The organism is Chelatococcus sp. HY11, from assembly GCF_018398335.1.
In the GTDB taxonomy this organism is placed as follows: Bacteria; Pseudomonadota; Alphaproteobacteria; order Rhizobiales; family Beijerinckiaceae; genus Chelatococcus.
In genome coordinates, this window is record NZ_JAHBRX010000002.1 from 1,166,693 (window position 1) to 1,187,324 (window position 20,632).

The window sequence follows — 20,632 nt, forward strand, 5'->3', positions numbered from 1 at the left end:
GGTGGCAGAGCCCTTTGACTGCATGATCCGCGGCGGCCGTGTGGTCACCGCCTCGGGAACGTTCGACGCCGATGTCGCCATCTCCGGAGAGACGATCGCCGCCATCGGCCGCGGCCTCGGCGAGGCGAGGCGGGTGATCGATGCGACCGACAAGCTGGTTCTACCGGGCGGGGTAGATCCCCATTGCCATATCGAGCAGATGACGGCCGCCGGTGTGGTCAATGCTGACACCTTTGCCACGGCGACGACCAGCGCGTTATTCGGTGGCACCACGACGGTCATTCCCTTCGCCGCGCAGCATGTTGGCGCCAGCCTGAAAGGCACGGTCGCTGACTACCACAGGTTGGCGGAAAAAGGCGCGGTGGTTGATTATGCCCTGCACATGATTCTCGCCGATCCGACGCCGGAGGTGATTGCCGAGGAGTTGCCGGCGCTGGTCGCGGCCGGCCACAGCTCGATCAAGCTGTTCATGACCTACGATCGCCTGAAGGTTGACGACGAGCGCTTCCTCGACGTGTTGCTCGCCGCGCGCAAGGCCGGCGCTTTGGTCTGCGTCCATGCCGAGAACCATGGCATGATCGCCTGGATGGGCAAGCGGCTCGTCGAACGCGGCTATATCAAGCCGAAATATCATGCGATGGCCCATCCGCGCCTCGCCGAGGTCGAGGCGTTCGGACGCCTCATCGCCATGGCGCGGCTCGTCGACCAGCCGGTGATGATCTTCCACGTCTCGACGGCGGAAGGGGCCGCCGTGATCCGCCAGGCGCGCGGTGAAGGCACCAAGATCTTCGCCGAGACCTGCCCGCACTATCTGCTGCTCGATGCAAGCGCGCTCGACAAGCCGGGGACGGAGGGAGCGAAATGGATGTGCAGCCCGCCGATGCGGACCCAAGGCGACAGCGAGGCGCTGTGGCAGGCCATCGGGCTGGGCGACCTCCAGGTGGTGTCCTCTGATCACGCGCCGTTCCGTCATGACGAGACGGGGAAGCTGAAAGCCGGCCCGGGCGCCAATTTCAAGCAGATGGCGAACGGCATGCCCGGCCTGGAGAACCGCCTGCCGATCCTGTTCGACGCCATGGTGTCGCAAGGCCGTTTCACGCTCGAGAAATTCGTCGAGGTCACCGCGACCGCCCCGGCCCGGATCTATAATCTCCATCCGCGCAAGGGGACTATCCAGCCCGGCGCGGACGCCGATATCGCCATCTGGGATCCCGAACGCGCGGTCACGCTAGCCGATGCCGACGTACATGATGCAACGGGCTATACACCCTACCCCGGCCGCGTGGTGCGCGGCTGGCCGGAAACCGTGCTGGTGCGCGGCACGGTGGCCATAACCGGGGACAAGCTGCAGATCGCGCCGGGCTTCGGCCGGTTCCTGCCGCGATCCGGCGGCGAGGCGGCGCGACCGACGGGGCGGCTCGAGGCAGAACTCGATCCAGCCCGCAATTTCGGCGCGGAACTCTTGTGAGCGGCGACATCGAGGCCGATGTGGTCGTCATCGGAGCGGGGCCGACGGGTGCCGCCGCCGCCTGGCGACTGGCGGCCGCCGGACTGTCCGTCGTCTGTCTGGAACGAGGCCACTGGTTCGACTACGCCGCCCTCGGTCAGGGTGAGCCGGGCTATGGGCGCCGGCGCCGCGCCACCTTCAACGACAACCCCAATCTCCGCCGACACAGCGACGACTATCCCGTCGACGACAGCGACAGCCCGATCAAACCGATGATCGGCAATGCCGTCGGCGGCTCGTCCATCTATTGGGCAGCGCATGTGCCCCGGTATCGTCCCGAGGATTTCCGCGTGCGCAGCCTCGATAATGTCGGCGACGACTGGCCTATCACCTACGAGGACATCGCGCCGTATTACGACCTCAACGAGACGGAAATCGGCCTGGCATCCTTTCCCGGCGATCCCGCCGGTCCGGAGCGCACGGCCGCGCCCCTCTCCATGCCATCGATCGGACCGGCCGGTCGTCGTCTGGCGCGGGCCTTCGACAGTCTTGGCTGGCATTGGTGGCCCGTCGACCTGGCGGTCGGGCAGGATGCGGACGATCCGCGGACCGCACGCTGTACGCATATCGGCCCATGCGAGCCGGGATGCCCGGCCCGCATCCGCGCCGGAGCCGATCGCGCCTACATGAAGAAGGCATTGGCCGCAGGCGCACGGCTCCACACCGGCGCGCGTGTCATCGGGCTGGAGCACGACGCGGCACATCGGGTGGCTGCCGCCCTGGTGGCCGACGACAGCGGCACCAGACGGGTGCGCGGCCATCGCTTCATCCTGGCCGCCAATGGCATGGGCACGCCGCGGCTTCTCCTGCTCTCGGCCTCGAAGGCGTTTCCGAACGGGCTCGCCAACAGTTCAGGGCTCGTCGGCCGCAATCTCATGCTGCATCCCCATGCGAGGGTCGACGGATACTTCGCCGAGCGCCTCGGCACCTGGACGCCCGGCCAGAAGGCCGGCATCGTCTGTCTGGAGTTCTATGCGACGCGGGCGGAGAACGGATTTCCGCGAGGCTTCAAGATGCAACTCAACGCCAGCCCCGCCCCCGCCGACATCGCGCGGAGAAGTGGCAGCGCGGCGCCGCTGCCATGGGGGGCTGGCCATCACGAAGCCTTCGCGGAGCAGTTCGACCGCATCGCCAGCCTGAATATCTGCATCGAGGACCTCGCCGATCGCGACAACCGCATCACGCTCTCATCCGAGCTCGCCGACCGCGACGGCCTGCCGGCACCGAAGATGATCTATCGCCTGTCCGATGCCTCCCGCGCCAACCTCGACTTCGCCATGGACCGCGCCGAGCAGGTGCTGAACATGTCCGGGGCCACCGCCACCGTCCGCGATCCCCTGAAAGCCCAGGCCGGCTTCCACCTGATGGGCACGGCCCGCATGGGCGACGATCCGGACAACGCCGTCGTCGATGCGTTCGGTCGCTGCCATGACGTCGGCAACCTGTTCATCGTGGATTCCAGCATCTTCGTGACGTCGGGGGCCATGAATCCGACATCGACCGCCCAGGCGCTAGCGCTGCGCACAGCCGATCACCTGATCGCGACGCGCCATGCGCCCTGAGTGGCACAGTTTTTGTTATACAATCTAACGGTGAAATTTCCGGTCGGAGCGTTGGCCCATGCGTCGCCTGATCATCGCTGATCGTCTCATCGATGCAGTTCATGCGGCGCCGATCGCGCACGGCGCCATCCTCATTGATGGCGAGCGCATTCTCGACTGCGGGCGCGCCACCGATATCGGACGGCCGGAGGGCGCTGAGCTCATCGACGCCACGGGTATGACGGTGATGCCGGGCCTCATCGATGCCCATGTCCACCTCGCCTACAGTGGTACGCCGCACAAGGCGCTGTTCCGCTCCGAACACGCGGAAATGTCTTATCCGGCAGTGTCTTTGCGGGCGGCCGCCTACGCCCGCGAGACCCTGCGCCATGGCTTCACCGCGGTGCGCGACATGCATGCGCCCGGCGGCACGATCATCGACCTGCGCGATGCCATCGACGCCGGCCATGTCGAGGGGCCGCGCATCCGTGCCTGCGGACGCGGCCTGTCCGTGACCGGCGGCCATATGGACCAGCCCGGCTGGGCGGACCACACCTCGTTCCGCGACCTCACCCATCCTTGCGACGGCCCGGATGGCTTTCGCCGTGGCGTGCGGGAGGAGATCAAACGCGGCGCGGATTTCATCAAACTGAACACGAATGCGGCGATTCACGGTCGGCCCGATCGCTTCTGCCGGCTCGAAATGGCCGAGGACGAAATCAAAGCCGCCTGCGACGAAGCCCATGAGCAGGGCCTGAAGGTCGCCTCGCATACCTTGGGCGAGCAGCCCCTCGCCGCCACCATCGTCAATGGTGTCGATTGCGTCGAACATGCCCATTTCACCGATGACCGCATCATCGAACTGATGGTGCGGCAGGGTACGTTCCTGGTGCCCACTCTGCTCGTCAACGAGCGCAACTTCGACTTCACGCCGGAGGCGCAGGGTATCAGCCAGCGCCATTGGGAGTGGTTGCTGGCGTCACGCGAGGCGAAGTGGGCGACGCTCGCCAAGGCGCGCGCCGCCGGCGTGCGTATCGGCTGCGGCACCGACGCCGGCTTCATGATCCCCCATGGCTCGATGAGCTGGCGCGAGATCGCGCTGCTCGCCGAAGGCGGCCTGACGCCCCTCGAGGCGATCACCGCGGCCACGGCGACCAACGCCGAACTCCTCGATCTCGACGCCGGCCGGCTCGAAAAGGGGCGGCTTGCGGACATCCTGATAGTCGCCGGCAATCCTCTCGACGACCTCTCGCTGCTCGGCAACCCCGCCAATCTGCGTGTCATCAAGGGCGGCCGAGACATCCGCCCGTGACAATCGCAAGCCCTTGACGTTTGTATAATTGTTATACAAGAATTCACCCAGCAGTCCGGCACCGTCCAGCGCGGGAACACCGACGTGAATGAAGCTGCCGCCCCCATTGTTAGCGGAGATGTCCCTGCCGGTGCGCCGGTGACCGGTGGCGCCGGCCGCCTCGGCCATGCCGCGCTGGATCTCTGGGCGTTGGAGCCCGGAACGCTGCACCTCAATCACGGTGCCTTCGGGGGGACGCCGCGCGCCGTGCTTGCCGAGCAGGCGACCTGGCAGGCACGGATGGAGGCCAATCCGAGCCGCTTCTTCATGAGCGAGTTGCCGGGGCATCTACGCACCGCCGCCGCCGAACTTGCTGGTTTCGTCGGCACGGCGCCAGAGCGTCTCGCTTTCGTCGAGAACACGACGAGCGGCATCAACGCGGTCATCCGCTCGCTCGACCTGACGACCGGCGACGAGATCCTCACGACGGACCATGTCTATGGCGCGGTCCGCAACAGCCTGCGTCATATCGCCGATCGCACCGGCGCCCGGATCGTCGAGGCGCCCGTCGCCATGCCCGTCAGCGACGGCGCCGCGATCGTCGCGGCGCTGGCAGCTCACCTGACATCCAGGACCCGGCTGGTGGTCGTGGACCACGTGGCCTCCGCCTCCGCCGTCATCGCCCCGGTGGCCGCCGTAGTGGCGCTCTGCCACGGCCGCGGCCTGCCGGTGCTGGTCGACGGCGCCCATGCACCCGGGCTCGTCGATCTCGACATCGATGCCATCGGCGCCGACTGGTATGTGGGCAATTGCCACAAATGGCTGTGCGCCCCGAAGGGGGCCGCCTTCCTCGCCGTGTCCAGGACATCATCGACAAGCGTCCACCCGCTCGCCATCTCGCACGCCTACGGGCAAGGTTTTACCGCGGAGTTCGACAAGGTAGGAACGCGCGACGCCTCGGCGTGGCTCAGCGTGCCCGCCGCGATCCGCTTTCATCGGGCGCTCGGGGGGCAAGCGCTGCGTCAGCGCAACCGCGCGCTCGCGCATGGCGCCGCCATCGCGATCGCCGATGCGCTCCAGAGCCCGCTGGGCGCCGATCCCGCCCTGTTCGCGGCGATGGCCACGATCCGGCTTCCTGGAGAACACCCGGCAACGCGCGGCGAGTTCTCGCGCATCCATGACGCGATCTTCGCCGCCGCGGGAGCGGAAATCGCGATCACGGCCGTCGCCGGCAGGCTCTATCTGAGGATCTGCGCCCACGCCTACAACGAGATAACGGACTATGCCGGCATTGCCGCGGCGACGCTTAAGGCGGTCGCACCGAACACCGCGGAGGGCGCATCTGGCGCCGCGGAGGGTGCTCCTGGCGCCGCGGAGGTCTTGGCATGATCAACTACTTCGCCCAGCGACTGGGCCAGGCGCTGATCGTAATCTTCGTCGTGGCGGTGCTCGCCTTCCTGATGTTCCGTTTCCTGGGCGATCCCATCGTCGCCATCCTTGGCGCCAATTCCACCGGCCTGCAGCGCGACGCCCTGCGGCGCGAACTCGGCCTCGACGCCCCGCTGCTCTTCCAGTTCGCCGATTATCTCTGGCAGATGCTGCGCGGCAATTTCGGGTTGAGCTACCGCCTGGGCCAGCCGGTCGGACAGGTGCTGCTCGAGCGGGCGCCTGCGACGATCGAACTTGCCATGAGCGGCATGCTGCTGTCGCTCGCCGTCGGTATCCCGGCCGGCATCTACACGGCCCTCCATCGCCGGCGCATCTCGAGCCAGCTCACGCTCGGGCTGTCGCTCGTCGGCATCTCGATGCCCTCGTTCTTCATGGGCATCCTTCTGATCTTCGTGTTCAGCGTCCGGCTCGGCTGGCTGCCTTCCTTCGGGCGCGGCGAAACGGTGTCGATCGGCTGGTGGAGCACGGGCCTGCTCACCATCAGCGGCCTGAAGGCGCTGGTCATGCCGGCCATCACCATTTCAGTCTTCCAGATCGCCATGATCATGCGCCTCGTCCGCGCCGAGATGCTGGAAGTCATGCGCATGGACTATATCCGCTTCGCGCGGGCCCGCGGCCTGTCGAACCGGGCGGTCCATCTGCGCCACGCCCTCGGCAACACACTCGTGCCGGTCATCACCATCACCGGCCTGCAGCTGGGCTCGGTGATCGCCTTTGCCGTCATTACTGAACAAGTATTCCAGTGGCCAGGGCTTGGCCTTTTGTTCCTGCAATCGGTGGCGGCAGCCGATGTACCAGTGATCGCTGCCTATCTCGTCCTGATCGCCCTCGTCTTCGTGGTCATCAACCTGATCGTCGATCTCCTCTACTACGTCATCGATCCGCGGTTGCAGTCGCTGATCACCAACGGATCGAGGGCATAGCATGAGCGCCTCCGATACGACCACGATGCGAATGCCCGGTCTCTTCAGCCGTTGCAAGGCATGGCTCGGCGACAGCGATCTCGTCTACGACTTCCTCCACACGCCGACGGCCATCGTCTCGCTGGTCGTCATCGTGATCTACCTGATCGCCGCCGGCTTTCCCGGGCTGGTAGCACCGCATCCCGTTTTCGATCTGGCGACCCTGGACTTCAGCAATGCCTTCCTGCCCCCCGCATGGCTGGAGGGGGGCAACTGGCACTTCATCTTCGGTGCCGACGATCAGGGCCGCGACATCCTTTCTGCCATCATCTACGGACTCCGGGTCTCGCTGTTCGTCAGCATAACGGCCGTCGGCATCTCGCTTCTGCTCGGCGTGGCGCTCGGCCTGATCGCGGGCTATTGCGGCGGCTGGATCGACGCGCTGATCATGCGCATCGCCGACGTGCAGCTCACCTTCCCGGCGATGCTGGTCGCGGTGATCGTCGACGGACTGGTTCGGGCAGCCTTCGGGCAGGCGGCGCACGACCGCTTCGCCGTCTGGATCATGATCGTCGCCATCGCCCTCGCCGGCTGGGTGCAATACGCGCGGACCGTCCGAGGCTCGACGATGGTCGAGGCCGGCCGCGATTACGTGGCCTCGGCGAAGCTCCTGGGACAGTCGGCGGGCTTCATTCTGTTCCGCCATATCCTGCCGAATGTCGCCGCGCCGGTTTTCGTCGTGGCGACTATCCAGCTCGCCGTCGCCATCATCCTGGAGGCGACGCTGTCCTTCGTGGGGCTTGGTATCCCGCCGACGGAGCCCTCGCTCGGCACGCTGATCCGCGTCGGCAACGGTTATCTCCTGTCGGGGGAATGGTGGCTCGCGATCTTTCCGGGGCTGGCGCTCCTCATCCTTGTACTCGCCGTCAATCTGCTCGGGGACTTCCTGCGTGACGCGCTGAACCCCCGCCTCAAGTGAACGACCAGAAAGGCCGCGTAAGCGCGCCGATAACCAGGGTGGCCATCAAGGCAACCCATCCAGAAGAGGGACTAGGTCATGACAACGGATTTAATATTGTCGAGAGCCCCTTCACGACTGAAGACAAGGCTTCTGCAAGGCATTTTCGGCGCTGTGCTGCTCGCCGGCTTCGCGGCTTCGCCCGCCGCCTCGACGGCGGCGGCCGCGAAAACGCTGCGCATCGGTGCCCAGGCGGATGCGGGCACGATGGATCCGCAGGCGCAGAACATCCAGACGACGATTTCGCTCCTCAACATGATCTACGAGCCGCTGGTCACGCGGGACAAATCGCTCGCGAAGACCCCCGCCCTGGCGGAGAGCTGGTCGCAGACCGCCCCCGACACCTGGCGCTTCAAGCTGCGGCCGAACGTCAAGTTCCACGACGGCAGCCCGTTCACGGCCGAGGACGTGGCCTTCACCATCAAGCGGGCGCAGGGCGCCACGTCGCAGTTCACGTCCTATTCGGCTGGTCTCACGCCCAAGATCGTCGATGACCTGACCGTCGACATCGTCACGCCGAAGCCCGACCCGCTGCTGCCCGACAAAATCATGAACCTGCCCATCATGAGCAAGCTGTGGACGGAGAAGAATGGCGCGCTCGAACCGCAGAACCTCAAGGAAAAGAAGGAAAGCTTCACCGCGCTGAACGCCAACGGCACCGGCCCGTACAAGCTCGTGAGCCGCGCGCCCGATTCCAAGACGGTGCTGGCGCGGTCGCCGACCTATTGGGGCAAGCTCGACGGCGACATCGACGAAGTCGTCTTCATGCCGATCGGCAGCGATCCGACCCGTATGGCGGCCCTCGTCTCCGGCGAGATCGACATCGCCATCGATGTCCCCAGCCAGGATGTGGCGCGGCTCTCGCAGAACCCCGATCTCAAGATCTCCAAGGTCGATGAATTCCGCACGATTTTCTTCGGCTTCGACCTCAAGAACGACAAGCTGAAATACGCCGAGACAGGCGACAAGAACCCCTTCAAGGATATCCGGGTGCGCCAGGCCATCAACATGGCCGTCGACCGCGACGCCATCGTGCGCACCGTCATGCGCGGCCTGGCGAGCCCAACCGCCCAGATCCTCGCCCCCGGCAACGTCGGCTATGACCCGGCGCTCGACAAGGCGCCCAAGGTCGATCGCGAGGGCGCGAAGAAGCTCCTGGCCGAGGCGGGCTATCCGGAGGGCTTTGCCTTCACGCTGGACTGCCCCAACGACCGCTACGTCAACGACGAGCAGGTTTGCAAGACGCTCGTCACGATGCTGGCCCCCATCGGCCTCAAGGCCAATCTCAACTCCATGCCGCGCGCGAAGTATTTCCCGAAGATCTGGGATCGAGATACTTCGATGTTCATGATGGGCTTCAACTCGCCGTTCTTCGACGGCATGTATGCTCTCGAAACCATGCTGATGACCCGCGACGACGCCAAGGGCGAGGGCATCTACAACTACGAGAACTATTCGAACCCCGTGCTCGACAAGGAGATTGCCGCCGCCCGCGACGAGCTCGATCCGGCCAAGCGCTCAGCCATGATGAAGGCGATCTACAAGAAGATCAGCGACGATACCCTCTATGTATCGCTCTACAATCAGGTTCTCGTCTACGCGATGCGCAAGGCGGTCGATGCGCCCGTGCGCCCCGACAACATGTTCGAAATCCGCTGGGTGACCATGAAGTGACGGGCACGGCCAAGCTCGCTCCGGCGCGACGCTGTTCGTGAACGCCACCGGCCGCTCGATGCGCGCCACACATGTACGGCCGGGACGCGGCACCGTCCGCGCCCCGCGTCGGAAGCGCTTTTTCGACCTCAACTGCACGGGACCATGATGAGTAAGCCGCGTTACCGTATCGGCATAGATGTCGGTGGGACTTTTACAGATTTCGTTCTGGCCGACGTCGTGGGACGCACTCTCATGTTCCACAAGGAACCGAGCGTGCCGAGCGATCCTTCGCTCGCGGTCGAACGCGGCATCGCCAGCCTCCTCGCCACGCATGCGATCGCCGCGCAGGACGTGGAGCTCATCGTCCACGGCACGACGATCGGTCTCAATGCCATCATCCAGCGGCGCGGCGCGCGCATGGCGCTCGTCGTGTCCAAGGGTAATCGCGATCTCCTCGAAATCGCCCGGCTGCGCCTGCCGAGTTCCTACGACTTCACCGAGCCGCGCGAAGTGCCGCTCGTGCCGCGCAACCTGGTCTTCGAGATATCGTCGCGGATGAAGTCGGACGGCACGCTGCTCGCCCCTGTTGACCCGGCGGAGATCGAAGACCTCGCGGCACGGCTCACGGCCGCAAAGGTTGACGCCGTCGCGATCGTCCTGCTCAACGCCTACCGCAGCGCGTCGCTGGAGATCGCCGTGGCGGAGGCGCTGCGGCAGCGCCTGCCCGACGTTCTCGTGACGGAGTCCGGTGTCATCTGGCCCGAGGTGCGCGAGTACGAGCGCGGGCTCGTCGCCGGCCTCAACGCCTATATTCATCCGCTCATGACCCGCTATTTCGACCGTTTGAAGCAGCGTGTCAGCGACAAGGGCGTGGCGGCGCCGATCTACATCACCGCCAACAACGGTGGCACGCTGAGCCTGGAGACCGCCCGCGCGCGGCCCATCGACACGGTCCTGTCCGGGCCCGCCTCCGGCGTCGTCGCCTCGACCCGTGTCGGCACGGCCGCCGGCCGCAAGGAACTCGTCACCTTCGACATGGGCGGCACTTCGGCTGACATCGCGGTCTGCCAGACCGGGGTGCCGGAATTCACCACGGCGACATTCGTCGGCGATTTCCCGCTGATGATGCCGGTGGTCAATGTCGGGGCCATCGGCGCCGGCGGAGGCTCCATCGTCTGGGTCGACGCGCAGGGCTTCCTGAAGATCGGCCCGCTGTCCGCCGGTGCCGACCCCGGGCCCGTCTGCTACCGCCTGGGCGGCGTCGAGCCGACGCTGACGGACTGCTATGTCGTCCTGGGCATCATTGATCCCAACACGTTCCTCGGCGGCCGCATGGTTCTCGACGCTGACGCCGCGTGGCAGGCGCTCGAACGCATCGCCGACAAGCTGGGCCTCGCCGGGGCGGAGCGGGCCGTGGCCGCCGCCGAGGCGGCCGTCCGCGTCGCCAGCGCGAAAATGGCGACCGAGATCACCAAGCTGCTGGCGACGGCCGGCGTCGATCCCCGCGCCTTCGCCTTGATGGCCTACGGCGGCGCGGGACCGACCCACGCCAATCTCCTCGCCGAGGAGGCCGGGCTGACCGCTGTCATGGTGCCGATCGCGCCGGGCACCTTCTGTGCCCTCGGTGCCATCCTCGCCGACGTGCGCCGCGACTATGTGCGCACGGCACGGCATCTCATCAGTTCCGTGCCGGATGCCGCCACGCAATGGATGGCCCTGACCACAGCCCTCGAGGGTCTTGAAAGGCAGGCGCGCGCTTGGATCGCTAAGGAGGGCAGCATCATCGGCGACAGTGGCATCGTCGTGTCCTTCAACATGCGCTATCACGCCCAGGCCTACGAAATCGAGATCATCGTGCCCGCCGCCTTGCAGCCTGGGCTCGACGCAGCCGGCCTCTGCGCGCTGTTCCATCGCGAGCATGAGCGGCTCTATGGGTTCAGCGAACCGACCGTCCCCATTGAGACGACGACGATCCGCCTCGGGGTCATCGGCCGCGTCGCGCCGGTCGCCCTGCCCGAGGTTCCCGCGCGCCATGCAACGCCGGTCGGGCATCGCACCATCTGGCGCGAGGGCCGTCAGGTCACCGCCGCCGTCTATGCCCGCGCCGATGTCGGCGCCGGGGCGGTGATCCCCGGCCCCGCCATCGTCGAGCAGCTCGACACCACCACCTTCGTTCTGCCCGGTTGGCGCGCCGAGGCCGACAGCATCGGCACCCTGCATCTGACGCGCGCGACACCCGCAACCGAGACCCAGTCATGAAACTCGATCCCGTTCTCGTCGAGATTTTTTTCCACAAGGTGACGGCGATCGCCGAGGAGATGGCGATCGCCCTGCAGCGCACCGCGCGCACCACCTACGTCAAGGAAGCCGGCGACTTCGGCACCGCGCTCGCCACGCCGGCCGGGCGCTTCTTTGCCTATCCGAAAGTCATGGGTGTGTCGGGTTTCCTCGACAGCAATGTCGGCCCCGCCCTCGCCCTCATCCCGTCCCTCGAGCCTGGAGACGTGGTGTTGACGAACCACCCCTTCGCGTCCGAGGGGCTGGCGACCCACATGCCGGATCTCCACCTGATCCGGCCGATATTCTACGAAGGCGAGATCGTAGCCCACGCCTGGGATTTCATTCACTCAGCCGATATCGGCGGCGGCGTGCCGTCGAGCATCTCGCCGCGTTTCTCCGACCTTTATCAGGAGGGCTTCCAGATCCCGCCGGTCAAGCTCGTCAAGGCCGGCGTGATGAACGAGGACGTGCTGACGCTGTATCGCGCGAACTGCCGGACACCGGAGGTCAACCTCGGGGACATCAAGGCGATGCTTGCCGCCCTGGCCGTCGGCGAACGGCGCGTGCATGGCCTGATCGCCCAGCATGGTCTGGAGACCTTCCTGCAGGCGCAGGCGGACCTCGCCGAATACGCCGCGACCAAGGCCCTCGCCGTCCAGAAGAAGATCCCTGACGGCACCTATGAGTTCTGGGACCTGTTGGACGACGACTTCAATTCCAAGGTGCCGATCCGCGTCCGCTGCAAGCTCACCGCCAATAATGGCCATGTGCATCTCGACTTCACGGGCTCGGATCCGCAGGTGCTCGCTGCCTACAACATCCCGACCGGCGGCCAGCGCCATCCCTGGCTGACGCTGAAGCTGATGCATTTCATCTACAGTCACGACAAGACCATCCCGCTCAACCACGGCATCTTCGAGAACATCACGGTCGAGGCGCCGCGCGGCACCGTCGTCAATCCGGAGCCGGGCGCGGCTGTCGGTGTGCGCTCGGCCACAGCCATCCGGCTCAACGAAGCCCTCGTCGGGGCGATGGCCAAGGCGCGCCCGGGTCTGATGCCGGCGCCGAGCGGCGGCATCATGATCCCCTCGGTACTGGTGGAACAGGACGCCGCGACCGGTGCGCGCAATGTGATGGTCCTGCAATCGCTGGTCGGCGGCACAGGTGCCCGTCAGGGCGCGGACGGCGTCGACGGCCGTGACTCGAGCCTTGCCAACCAGCGCAACACGCCGATGGAGAAGACCGAGGAGGAGGCCGAAGCCACCATCGTCGACTACGCGCTGCGCCTCGATTCCGGCGGTGCCGGGCGCTGGCGCGGCGGCACCGGCGTGGTCTTCAGCGTACGCATTGCCCGCCATGGCTCGGCGGTGCTCGGCCGGGGCATGGAGCGCTTCGTTTTCCGGCCCTGGGGCATGGCGGGCGGCCGGCCGGGCGAGAAGGCCAGGGTCGTCGTCAATCTGGGCACGCCTGCCGAGCGCGAGCTCGGCAAGCTCGATATTTTCTACCCCGAGCCGGGAGATGTCGTGACCATCATGACGCCGGGCGGCGGCGGTTACGGTGATCCTTTGGAGCGTCCCGCCGAAGAGGTGGCCCGCGACGTGGCCTTCGGCTACGTCAGCGCCAAGGCGGCCCGTCGCGACTATGGCGTGGCGATCAGTGGCGACACCTTCGATGCGTCAGCGACAGAACGGCTGCGCGCGGACATGCGCGCTGCCCGTGGCCCGCTCGCGGATTTCGACTTCGGACCCGAGCGCGCTGCCTGGGATGCCGTCTTCGACGACGCGACCATGCTGGAGATCAACGGACTGCTGATGCAGCTTGGCCCCAACATTCGGTCGCAGCGCCGGCGCGAATTGTTCGAGCGGGTCGTGCCAGACCTGGCGCGGGTCGGGATCATTCCTCTGCATGACATCATCGGTGACGTGGCGGCCGCCCGCGGACGGGCGCTCGCCGAACTCGGCGCCCTGCGGACCGACGTCGAACATATGAAACCAAGAAGCGGAGCCCCAGGGAGGGCATGATGAGCGAACGCCGACACGAACTCTATCTCCTGACGCCGGGGCCTCTGACCGTCTCGCCCGAGGTCAAGGCGGAAATGCTGCTGGACCGCAGCCCGAACGCGGCGCTGCATGGCTCGATCACGCAGACGATACGCGATTACATGCTCGCCCTCTGCAATGGCGGCGACACCCATGTCTGCGTGCCCCTGCAGGGCAGCGCCACCTACGGCGTCGAGGCGAGTCTCCACACGCTCGTGCCGCGCGAGACATCCAAGATCCTGATCATCGAGAACGGCTTCTACGGCAAGCGCCTGCGCGAAATCGCCGAGGGGGCGCGTTTTCAGGTGACGACCCTGTCGCTGCCGATGCTGCCGCTGCCGACCCAGGACGACGTTGAGGCGGCACTCGCCGCCGATCCGGCGATCACCCATATCATGCTATGCCATGCCGAGACCGGCACCGGCGTCCTCAATCCGATCGCCGAGGTCGCCGCCGTCGCCAAACGCCATGGCAAGCGGCTGATGATCGATGCCGTCGCCTCCTTCGGAGGCTTCCCTATCGATGCCGCGGCGCTCGACGTCGAGGCCATCTTCGTCTCGCCGAACAAGTGCCTCGAGTCCGTTCCGGGCGTCGCCATCGTCATCGCCAAGAAGACATCGCTGGAGGCGGCCGAGGGCCGGTCCCCGTCGGTCGTGCTCGATCTCCACGCGCAATGGTGCTTCATGGAACAGACCGGTGCCTGGCGCTGGACGCCCCCGACCCATGTGGTCGGCGCCCTCGGCAAGGCCTGCGAGCGCCACAGGCAGGAAGGCATGGACGCCCGCCGCAACCGCTACATCACCAACTGGCGCCGGCTGGTCGATGGTCTGCGCCAGCGTGGCCTGACGACCCTGTTGCCCGACGGTGTGGCGGCTCCGATCATCGCCACGTTCCACGATCCGGTCGATCCCGGATACAGCTTCGGCGCCTTCTACGAGGCGATGGCGCGCCGCGGTTTCGTGATCTTTCCGGGCCGGCTGACCGCCGCCGGCACGTTCCGCATCGGGGTCATGGGCGACATCGTAGAAAGTGACATCAGCCTGATTCTTAACGCCATCGACGAGTCCTTCGCCGAGATCGGCGTCGCCACGGCGGCAAGCGCGGCGTGATTGGAACCATCATGCACCGCATCGCCATCATCGATCCCCAGTTTGCCGACACGCCCGATATCGAACAGAGCGTCGCGGGCAAAGAGACCCTGTTCGATATCATCCGTCCCGGTAACGGCGCGGTGCCTGCGGCGGCCCTGCACAACGCCGATGCCATCGTGAATTGCCGCAGTCGCCACCTTCTGCCCGCGCCGCTGATCACGCAGATGGAGCGGGCGAAGATCGTGGTGCAGGCCGGCGTCGGCTTCAATCACATCGATATCGAGGCCTGCGCCGCGCGTGGCATCCCCGTCTGCAATACACCCGACTACGGCACCATGGAGGTGGCCGACCACGCCATTGCCCTGATGCTGTCGCTCATCCGTGGCGTCACGGCCTACAACAACAGGCTGATGACGCGGGACGATGCCTGGAGCACGCTGTCCCTGCCGCTCCCGCCTGTGCGGCGCCTGGCCGGACAGATGCTCGGCATCGTTGGCCTCGGGCGCATCGGCACGGCGACCGCGCTCAGAGCGCGCGCCTTCAACATGGATGTCGCGTTTTTCGATCCCGGCGTTCCGGCGGGCCAGGAACTGGCGCTCGGTTTGAGGCGCGTCGATCACCTCGAGGATCTGCTCGGGATGGCTGATGTCGTCAGCCTGCACTGTCCACTCACCACGCAGACGGAGCGGCTGATCGACGACCGGGCGATCGCGCGCATGCGGCCCGGCAGCGTGCTCATCAACACGGCACGGGGCGGCATTGTCGACCTCGATGCCGTCGAACGCGGCCTCCGGAGCGATCGTCTCTGCGCGGCCGCGCTCGATGTGCTGCCGCGCGAACCGCTGGATCGCCGCCATCCCCTGATCGCCGCATGGACGGCGGCGGAGCCTTGGCTCGAAGGCCGGCTGATCCTGACGCCGCACGCCGCCTTCTACACGCCCGAGAGCCTCGCCGACATGCGGCGGCTCGCGATGGTCGCGGCGGTCGATTTCCTGCGCGAGGGACGCCTCAGAAGCTGCGTCAACCTGCGCGAACTCGACCGCCACGGCTATGCCTTTGCCGCGTAAGGCGCCCGAAGGCGCGCATCGCTCAGCGACCCTGAGCGGTGCGCCAGGCCGCGAACTCGGCCAGGGTGGCCTCGTTCGGTGGATAGGTGCCGGCGAGCGGCGCGCCATCGCGCACCTTGCCGACCACGAACTCCTCGAGGATCTCCCGCTCGCTGGCCAGTTGCGCGATCTCGTCCGCCATATGCGCGGGGATGGCTGCGATACCGTTGGCGTCACCCATGAGCACATCCCCCGGCAGCACCGGCACACCGGCGATGCCGACGGGCGTGTTGAGCTCGGTCACGAACCGATGCGACGTGACGGGGGTGGCGGCCGACCCCATGCAGAACATCGGCAGCGGAATGTCGCTGATGGCGGCGACGTCCGATACGCCGCCGTCGAGGACGACGCCGGCGACGCCCTTGACGAGGAGATGGGTCGTCATAATGTCGCCCATGAAGGCGGTTCGCGTCTCGCCGTCCATGGCCACCACCAGCACCTGCCCGGCGGCGATGTCGGCAACGGCCTTGTTCTGCAGGTTGGGCCGCGCGCCGCTCGTCTGCGCCTCGACCAGATCTTCCCGCACCGGGATGGTGCGCACCGTGAACGCGGTGCCGACGAATTTCTGCGCCTGCGGATTGAGCGGACGCGGGCCGGTGATCAGCGTGTTGCGAAAGCCCTTGCGCCACAGCAGTGCGACGACCGTCGGCACGGCGACTTTCATGAGCAGGGCGCGTGTCGTTTCACTGAGGGCGGCAGAGTGAGCCATCACTGCTTGTCCTTATGTAGGCGCTTGGGGAGCTTCCAAACACTGTATAACAATTAGACAATTCTGTGCAACCGGCACGACGCCGGCGGTGGGCACCAGGCAGGGGACAGTGTTTGAGGTCGGCATCCGCGCTCGGCAACGGCTATTGCCGCGATCCCTACGCGCTTTCGAAGACCATTGCGGAGAAGCTGTTTGCTGCGGGAGCGCGCTTCATCAGGGCTGATGTAGCAGGCTTCGCGATAACTAAGGGGCGATTGGCCGCCGTCAGGATATACCAGGGCGACCTGCCTGCAACCAGCCGTCGCCGCCGCGGGCGTCTGGTCGAAGACACGGCCGCCAGCCTCGGCCACGCGGTGCCGATGGAAAGCCAGCGCGGCCACCATGACACCGTCAGGAACGCTCCAATATCACGCTCAGCACCATGCTCGGCGTCGGCTATCGCAAGCTAGCGGCAACACTCATGGACTGCGGTCTTCGCGCGTCAATGAACCATGCCTATCGCCTCGGTTCGGCTGCAAGCCGTTACGCGAAGGTGAGGGTAGCCTAGCCTATGTGGCCGTCCCGCCATTGATGAAGGCGGTCCCGATCATGGCGGAATGGAGGGAGATCCATAAGGCACAACCGTTCCGCTCCAGCGCCCGCCCGAGGAAGGCATTGTACATCTGGGCGGTGAAGTGTTGGGTGGGCATGGACTTTACTTCAATCACTACGTCAGGATATATATAGTAGACCTAAATTCCCATCCGTTGCACATGGATTCAAAATCACGAAATGATCTATACACATAGTATTCGTTTTTCACCTTACCAAAGGGAGGATTTACGGCCCTTTTGTATTCCTCATCCATCGCCTCGAATTTTTCAGCGCCAGGCACTATGTATAAAGATGGCGGCTCCCTGTCTCTCCCAATTTTTGCCCACATTGTGGGATCCCAAAATTGTATACTCTTAGTGTATTCAATCGGGATGGCGACAACGATTGAAAAAATTCTATCGGGAAATCTGTTGGAGACAAGATCTCGCACGACTTCCATAACAGAGACCGCGTCGAGGAACTCACGACTATCGCCATGTCGAAATACAAATCCAATTCTATCAAGGTGAATTGAGCAGAGCTCTCCCTTATCCATCTCGTTCAGAACGGTACCGAACCATTTTTCGACCGAGTATTTCGATTTTCGATTCATTTGAGAAGTGTCCATCCGTTCATGGAAAGCCACTCGATTTGAGCCTTTGTTAGCTCTGTGCCCCCATGCCTCCAAGAGCCATGAATATTCAAAGCAGCGTCATTTCCATCTCTACCCGTCAAGTGAGCTTGTGTCTGTTCGCCTCTCAATTGGCCTTTGTCAACTCTCTCTAAACCTCCTTGCGCTTTGCCTTGTTGTATTTCTCTATTGAGCTGATTGGAAGATTTTCTCTTACCACGTTGTTGCGCTGATTCCGGCTCTTCTGGATCAGGCATCGCTGGCGTTGTTGGTCCGTAAGGTGCCAGGTTTCCTTGCCCTTTTTCCCTTTCATGCTTTGGCGAAGCAAGGGTCGCAGAAGATCTTCTGGACCAGGGTCATCGTCATATACATAAACGCCAGATTGTTGGTGACCTGTCCCTTTCCGGCCTACGTACAGCACTGAACGCGGCGGCTCCGCCGATAATACCGGCATCGGAGGCGACTGCTACCCGCCTAAAGCTAGCGGTAGGTTGAGGTGGTGATCGGGATCTGGCCGTAGGGCCGGTAATACCGGTAATAGCAGTGCAGCGCCTCGGCACCGGCGGCGTGGGTGATCGAGCGGACCGTCGCGAGGTGGTCGCGGTGCAGGAAGTTCGCCGCGGCCCCCGCTTGACCTACGGCCCGAGATAGAGCGTCGTCCGCGGCGTGCGAGCGGGGCCGGTGTTGGCGACCTTCTTTAGCCGTGAGCCATCCCATAGATCATGGCTGTAGTGATGCCAGTGAGCATGGTCACCATCGCCGGGGAGCCCACTGATACGGTAGTGCTGTCGATGCCGCCGGTGGTGTGGTGCGGCTGTAGAGCCGCTGAGATAAGCGCTGGCGCCCTACAGCGTCACCGGCGCATGCCGATCGACTGACAGGCTCACCGCCTCGAAGGCCGCGACGCCGTTGAGAATTTCAGCAGGCGAGACCGGGTAAGGCGCGACGCCGCGTATGGCCGCCGCAAAGGCCTCAAGTTCGGCGCGTTCGATGTCGGAGGCCGGAAATGCCTGTTCTTCGCGATCACCATTGGTGCGCGTGATGACAAGTGTTTCCGAACCACGCTTTTCGGCAAGGCCGTTCACCTCCGCCTTCGCGTCCGTTCCGAAGACCCGGATGCTGTATGTGGAGGCGGTCGCGGTCATGGTCAGCAGCGACGCGGTGGCTCCGGAGGCCATCCGGAACAGGATGGCGGCGGTATCATCCATCGCGATGGCATGCACGCGCCGCGAGGTCAGCGCGTAGACCTCCGTGATCGGCCCGTCGAGATGGATGATGCTGTCGATATGGTGGATGCCGGACCCCGCGAGGCCGCCCGCCGGACTTTCGCCCGGGGCGACACGCCAGGCATCCGGCTTGTAGCGGCCGACGACATTGCCCGAAAAATTGGTCTCGATATGGAGGATCGTGCCCAATTTGCCGGCGGCGATCAGACGCTTCAATGCCGCGACAGGCTCCAGGAAGCGCCGGTTGTGGGCGGCGGCGACCAGCGTGCCGCAGCGCGCCGCGGTTTCGAGTGCGTCTTGCGCGCTTCCGCGGGTCAGTGTGAAGGGCTTCTCAACCAGCACCGGCTTGCCGGCCTCAGCACAGGCGATGATCTGCCCGGCGTGCTGCGAGTGCGGCGTCGCCAGCACGATGCCATCGATGGCCGGAGCAGCCAAGACCTCCGCGAGACTGCCGTAGACTGACAGCCCGCGCTCGGCTGCCTCGCCGGCAATCCTGGCGGGGTCGCGTCCGACGGCCGTTACGAACCGCACGGTGTCACTCTTGCCCTGTACGGAATCGACGAGAACCTTTCCCCAACGACCAAAACCGACGATAGCGAGGGACACGGGGGCGGTCATACGGGGCCTCGCTACACGAACCAAAGGTCGGTTCCGGAAAGCATAATCGACTAATTGTATAACAAGATACAGTGTGACATTGATGAGTCAACTCGCATCCGGGATGTATCCATGCAGACAGAAGTCCGGCCCGCCCTGTCCCTCCCCGGCGAATGTCTCGTCGTCGCTCTCGGCGAGCGGCGCTTCCGTGTCGAGCGTCCGTGGGGGGCGTTGCCCACTGGCGCCGGCAAGGTCACGGATGTGGCGGTGGACGGGGCCAACCGTGTCTACGTGCTGACCCGGCGCGACCACTATGTCGATGCGCCGCGCGACTGCGTGCACGTGCTGGCGCCGGACGGCGCGCATCTCGCCAGTTGGGGCGCCGAGCGCATCCTGGACGCCCATATGCTGGCGGTCGATCCCAGCGGGCGCGTCTGGGTGGTCGATCGCGATTGCCATGAGATCGTTGCCTTCGACGCGGAAGGCCGTGAGCTCGAAACGCGCGGCCGGCGCCATCGTCCGCTGGAGCCGTTCAATCATCCGAGCGCCGTCGCCTTCACCCACGAGGGCGACATGATCGTCGCCGACGGCTATGCCGGCGGGTCGCTGCATCGCTTCGACGCCGACGGCCGGCATCTGCACCGGTGGGGAGCCGTCGGCACCGCGCAGGGCGAGTTTCTCACCGTCCACGGCCTGTGGGTGCTGCCCGACGGGCGGATTGCCGTCGCCGATCGCGAGAACCATCGCGTGCAGTTGTTCACCCCCGACGGCACCTGCGATGCAGTCTGGACCGGCTTCCACCGGCCATCAGACATCTGGGGCGATAGCACGGGCCAGCTTTATGTGGCGGACGGCATACCGACGCTCAGCCTGTTCGATGGCGCCGGCCAGCGCCTGGGGCGCTGCCGGCCCGTCCTCAACGGTGCCCATGGGATTCACGGCGACAGCACCGGGCATCTGTTTCTCGCCGAAGGCAATCCGAGCCGGATCACGCGGCTCGTGCCGTTCTCATAATC

16 protein-coding genes are annotated in these 20,632 nt (G+C 65.4%); 12 read left to right on the forward strand and 4 right to left on the reverse strand.

Going from position 1 to position 20,632, the window contains the following annotated elements:
* Position 1: 1 nt before the first annotated feature.
* The 11 genes from hydA (at position 2) to KIO74_RS26260 (ending at position 15,841) form a co-directional block, all read left to right on the forward strand.
* Positions 2 to 1,468, forward strand: a complete 1,467-nt coding sequence (hydA, locus tag KIO74_RS26210; protein WP_213338009.1) for a dihydropyrimidinase — start codon at positions 2 to 4, stop codon at positions 1,466 to 1,468.
* Entirely contained in the window at positions 1,465 to 3,069 is a 1,605-nt protein-coding gene (locus KIO74_RS32540) for a GMC family oxidoreductase (protein ID WP_213338010.1), read from the forward strand. Before hydA ends, KIO74_RS32540 begins: the two co-directional genes overlap by 4 nt.
* 58 nt (positions 3,070 to 3,127) lie before the next feature.
* Positions 3,128 to 4,360, forward strand: a complete 1,233-nt coding sequence (locus tag KIO74_RS26220) for a metal-dependent hydrolase family protein (protein WP_213338011.1) — start codon at positions 3,128 to 3,130, stop codon at positions 4,358 to 4,360.
* Between the two features lie 84 nt (positions 4,361 to 4,444).
* Complete coding sequence (locus KIO74_RS26225) at positions 4,445 to 5,728, forward strand: aminotransferase class V-fold PLP-dependent enzyme (RefSeq protein WP_213338012.1); 1,284 nt, start codon at positions 4,445 to 4,447, stop codon at positions 5,726 to 5,728.
* Complete coding sequence (locus KIO74_RS26230) at positions 5,725 to 6,711, forward strand: ABC transporter permease (RefSeq protein WP_213338014.1); 987 nt, start codon at positions 5,725 to 5,727, stop codon at positions 6,709 to 6,711. Before KIO74_RS26225 ends, KIO74_RS26230 begins: the two co-directional genes overlap by 4 nt.
* Before the next feature lies 1 nt (position 6,712).
* Entirely contained in the window at positions 6,713 to 7,669 is a 957-nt protein-coding gene (locus KIO74_RS26235; protein ID WP_249731484.1) for an ABC transporter permease, read from the forward strand.
* A gap of 78 nt (positions 7,670 to 7,747) precedes the next feature.
* Positions 7,748 to 9,382 (forward strand): ABC transporter substrate-binding protein, encoded by a 1,635-nt coding sequence (locus KIO74_RS26240; RefSeq protein WP_213338016.1) that lies wholly within the window; start codon positions 7,748 to 7,750, stop codon positions 9,380 to 9,382.
* Between the two features lie 147 nt (positions 9,383 to 9,529).
* The gene (locus KIO74_RS26245; protein ID WP_213338017.1) at positions 9,530 to 11,623 is read left to right on the forward strand and encodes a hydantoinase/oxoprolinase family protein; all 2,094 of its coding nucleotides are present in this window, start codon (positions 9,530 to 9,532) and stop codon (positions 11,621 to 11,623) included.
* Positions 11,620 to 13,665 carry a hydantoinase B/oxoprolinase family protein gene (locus KIO74_RS26250; RefSeq protein ID WP_213338018.1) on the forward strand — a complete coding sequence of 682 codons (2,046 nt, stop codon included), beginning with the start codon at positions 11,620 to 11,622 and terminating at the stop codon, positions 13,663 to 13,665. The genes KIO74_RS26245 and KIO74_RS26250 overlap by 4 nt, the downstream gene beginning before the upstream one ends.
* Complete coding sequence (locus tag KIO74_RS26255; protein ID WP_213338019.1) at positions 13,665 to 14,792, forward strand: 2-aminoethylphosphonate--pyruvate transaminase; 1,128 nt, start codon at positions 13,665 to 13,667, stop codon at positions 14,790 to 14,792. Before KIO74_RS26250 ends, KIO74_RS26255 begins: the two co-directional genes overlap by 1 nt.
* 11 nt (positions 14,793 to 14,803) lie before the next feature.
* Positions 14,804 to 15,841: a C-terminal binding protein gene (locus tag KIO74_RS26260; protein WP_213338020.1), complete on the forward strand. Its 1,038-nt coding sequence runs from the start codon at positions 14,804 to 14,806 to the stop codon at positions 15,839 to 15,841.
* A 22-nt stretch (positions 15,842 to 15,863) separates the two neighbouring features.
* On the opposite strand, the gene KIO74_RS26265 is transcribed toward KIO74_RS26260, so the two are convergent.
* The 4 genes from KIO74_RS26265 to KIO74_RS26280 form a co-directional block, all read right to left on the reverse strand.
* Positions 15,864 to 16,589: an RraA family protein gene (locus tag KIO74_RS26265; RefSeq protein WP_213338021.1), complete on the reverse strand. Its 726-nt coding sequence runs from the start codon at positions 16,587 to 16,589 to the stop codon at positions 15,864 to 15,866.
* Between the two features lie 548 nt (positions 16,590 to 17,137).
* Positions 17,138 to 17,278 (reverse strand): hypothetical protein, encoded by a 141-nt coding sequence (locus KIO74_RS26270; RefSeq protein WP_213338022.1) that lies wholly within the window; start codon positions 17,276 to 17,278, stop codon positions 17,138 to 17,140.
* Positions 17,279 to 17,295: 17 nt separating this feature from the next.
* Positions 17,296 to 17,775, reverse strand: coding sequence for a hypothetical protein (locus KIO74_RS26275; RefSeq protein WP_213338023.1), 480 nt, complete (start codon positions 17,773 to 17,775; stop codon positions 17,296 to 17,298).
* 863 nt (positions 17,776 to 18,638) lie between these two features.
* Entirely contained in the window at positions 18,639 to 19,637 is a 999-nt protein-coding gene (locus tag KIO74_RS26280) for a Gfo/Idh/MocA family protein (RefSeq protein ID WP_213338024.1), read from the reverse strand.
* A 111-nt stretch (positions 19,638 to 19,748) separates the two neighbouring features.
* Between KIO74_RS26280 and KIO74_RS26285 the strand changes: the two genes are divergently transcribed.
* Positions 19,749 to 20,630 carry an NHL repeat-containing protein gene (locus KIO74_RS26285; protein WP_213338025.1) on the forward strand — a complete coding sequence of 294 codons (882 nt, stop codon included), beginning with the start codon at positions 19,749 to 19,751 and terminating at the stop codon, positions 20,628 to 20,630.
* The last annotated feature ends 2 nt before the right edge of the window (positions 20,631 to 20,632 follow it).

What these genes read in the sequence shown, in the direction of transcription:
- KIO74_RS26285 (WP_213338025.1), top strand. Translation starts at nt 19,749, where the DNA reads ATGCAGACAGAAGTCCGGCCCGCCCTGTCCCTCCCCGGCGAATGTCTC.
- KIO74_RS26255 (WP_213338019.1), top strand. Translation starts at nt 13,665, where the DNA reads ATGAGCGAACGCCGACACGAACTCTATCTCCTGACGCCGGGGCCTCTG.
- KIO74_RS26230 (WP_213338014.1), top strand. Translation starts at nt 5,725, where the DNA reads ATGATCAACTACTTCGCCCAGCGACTGGGCCAGGCGCTGATCGTAATC.
- KIO74_RS26275 (WP_213338023.1), bottom strand. Translation starts at nt 17,775, where the DNA reads ATGAATCGAAAATCGAAATACTCGGTCGAAAAATGGTTCGGTACCGTT.
- KIO74_RS26280 (WP_213338024.1), bottom strand. Translation starts at nt 19,637, where the DNA reads ATGACCGCCCCCGTGTCCCTCGCTATCGTCGGTTTTGGTCGTTGGGGA.
- KIO74_RS26270 (WP_213338022.1), bottom strand. Translation starts at nt 17,278, where the DNA reads ATGCCCACCCAACACTTCACCGCCCAGATGTACAATGCCTTCCTCGGG.
- KIO74_RS26245 (WP_213338017.1), top strand. Translation starts at nt 9,530, where the DNA reads ATGAGTAAGCCGCGTTACCGTATCGGCATAGATGTCGGTGGGACTTTT.
- KIO74_RS26265 (WP_213338021.1), bottom strand. Translation starts at nt 16,589, where the DNA reads ATGGCTCACTCTGCCGCCCTCAGTGAAACGACACGCGCCCTGCTCATG.
- KIO74_RS26260 (WP_213338020.1), top strand. Translation starts at nt 14,804, where the DNA reads ATGCACCGCATCGCCATCATCGATCCCCAGTTTGCCGACACGCCCGAT.
- KIO74_RS26240 (WP_213338016.1), top strand. Translation starts at nt 7,748, where the DNA reads ATGACAACGGATTTAATATTGTCGAGAGCCCCTTCACGACTGAAGACA.
- KIO74_RS26220 (WP_213338011.1), top strand. Translation starts at nt 3,128, where the DNA reads ATGCGTCGCCTGATCATCGCTGATCGTCTCATCGATGCAGTTCATGCG.
- KIO74_RS26235 (WP_249731484.1), top strand. Translation starts at nt 6,713, where the DNA reads ATGAGCGCCTCCGATACGACCACGATGCGAATGCCCGGTCTCTTCAGC.
- KIO74_RS26250 (WP_213338018.1), top strand. Translation starts at nt 11,620, where the DNA reads ATGAAACTCGATCCCGTTCTCGTCGAGATTTTTTTCCACAAGGTGACG.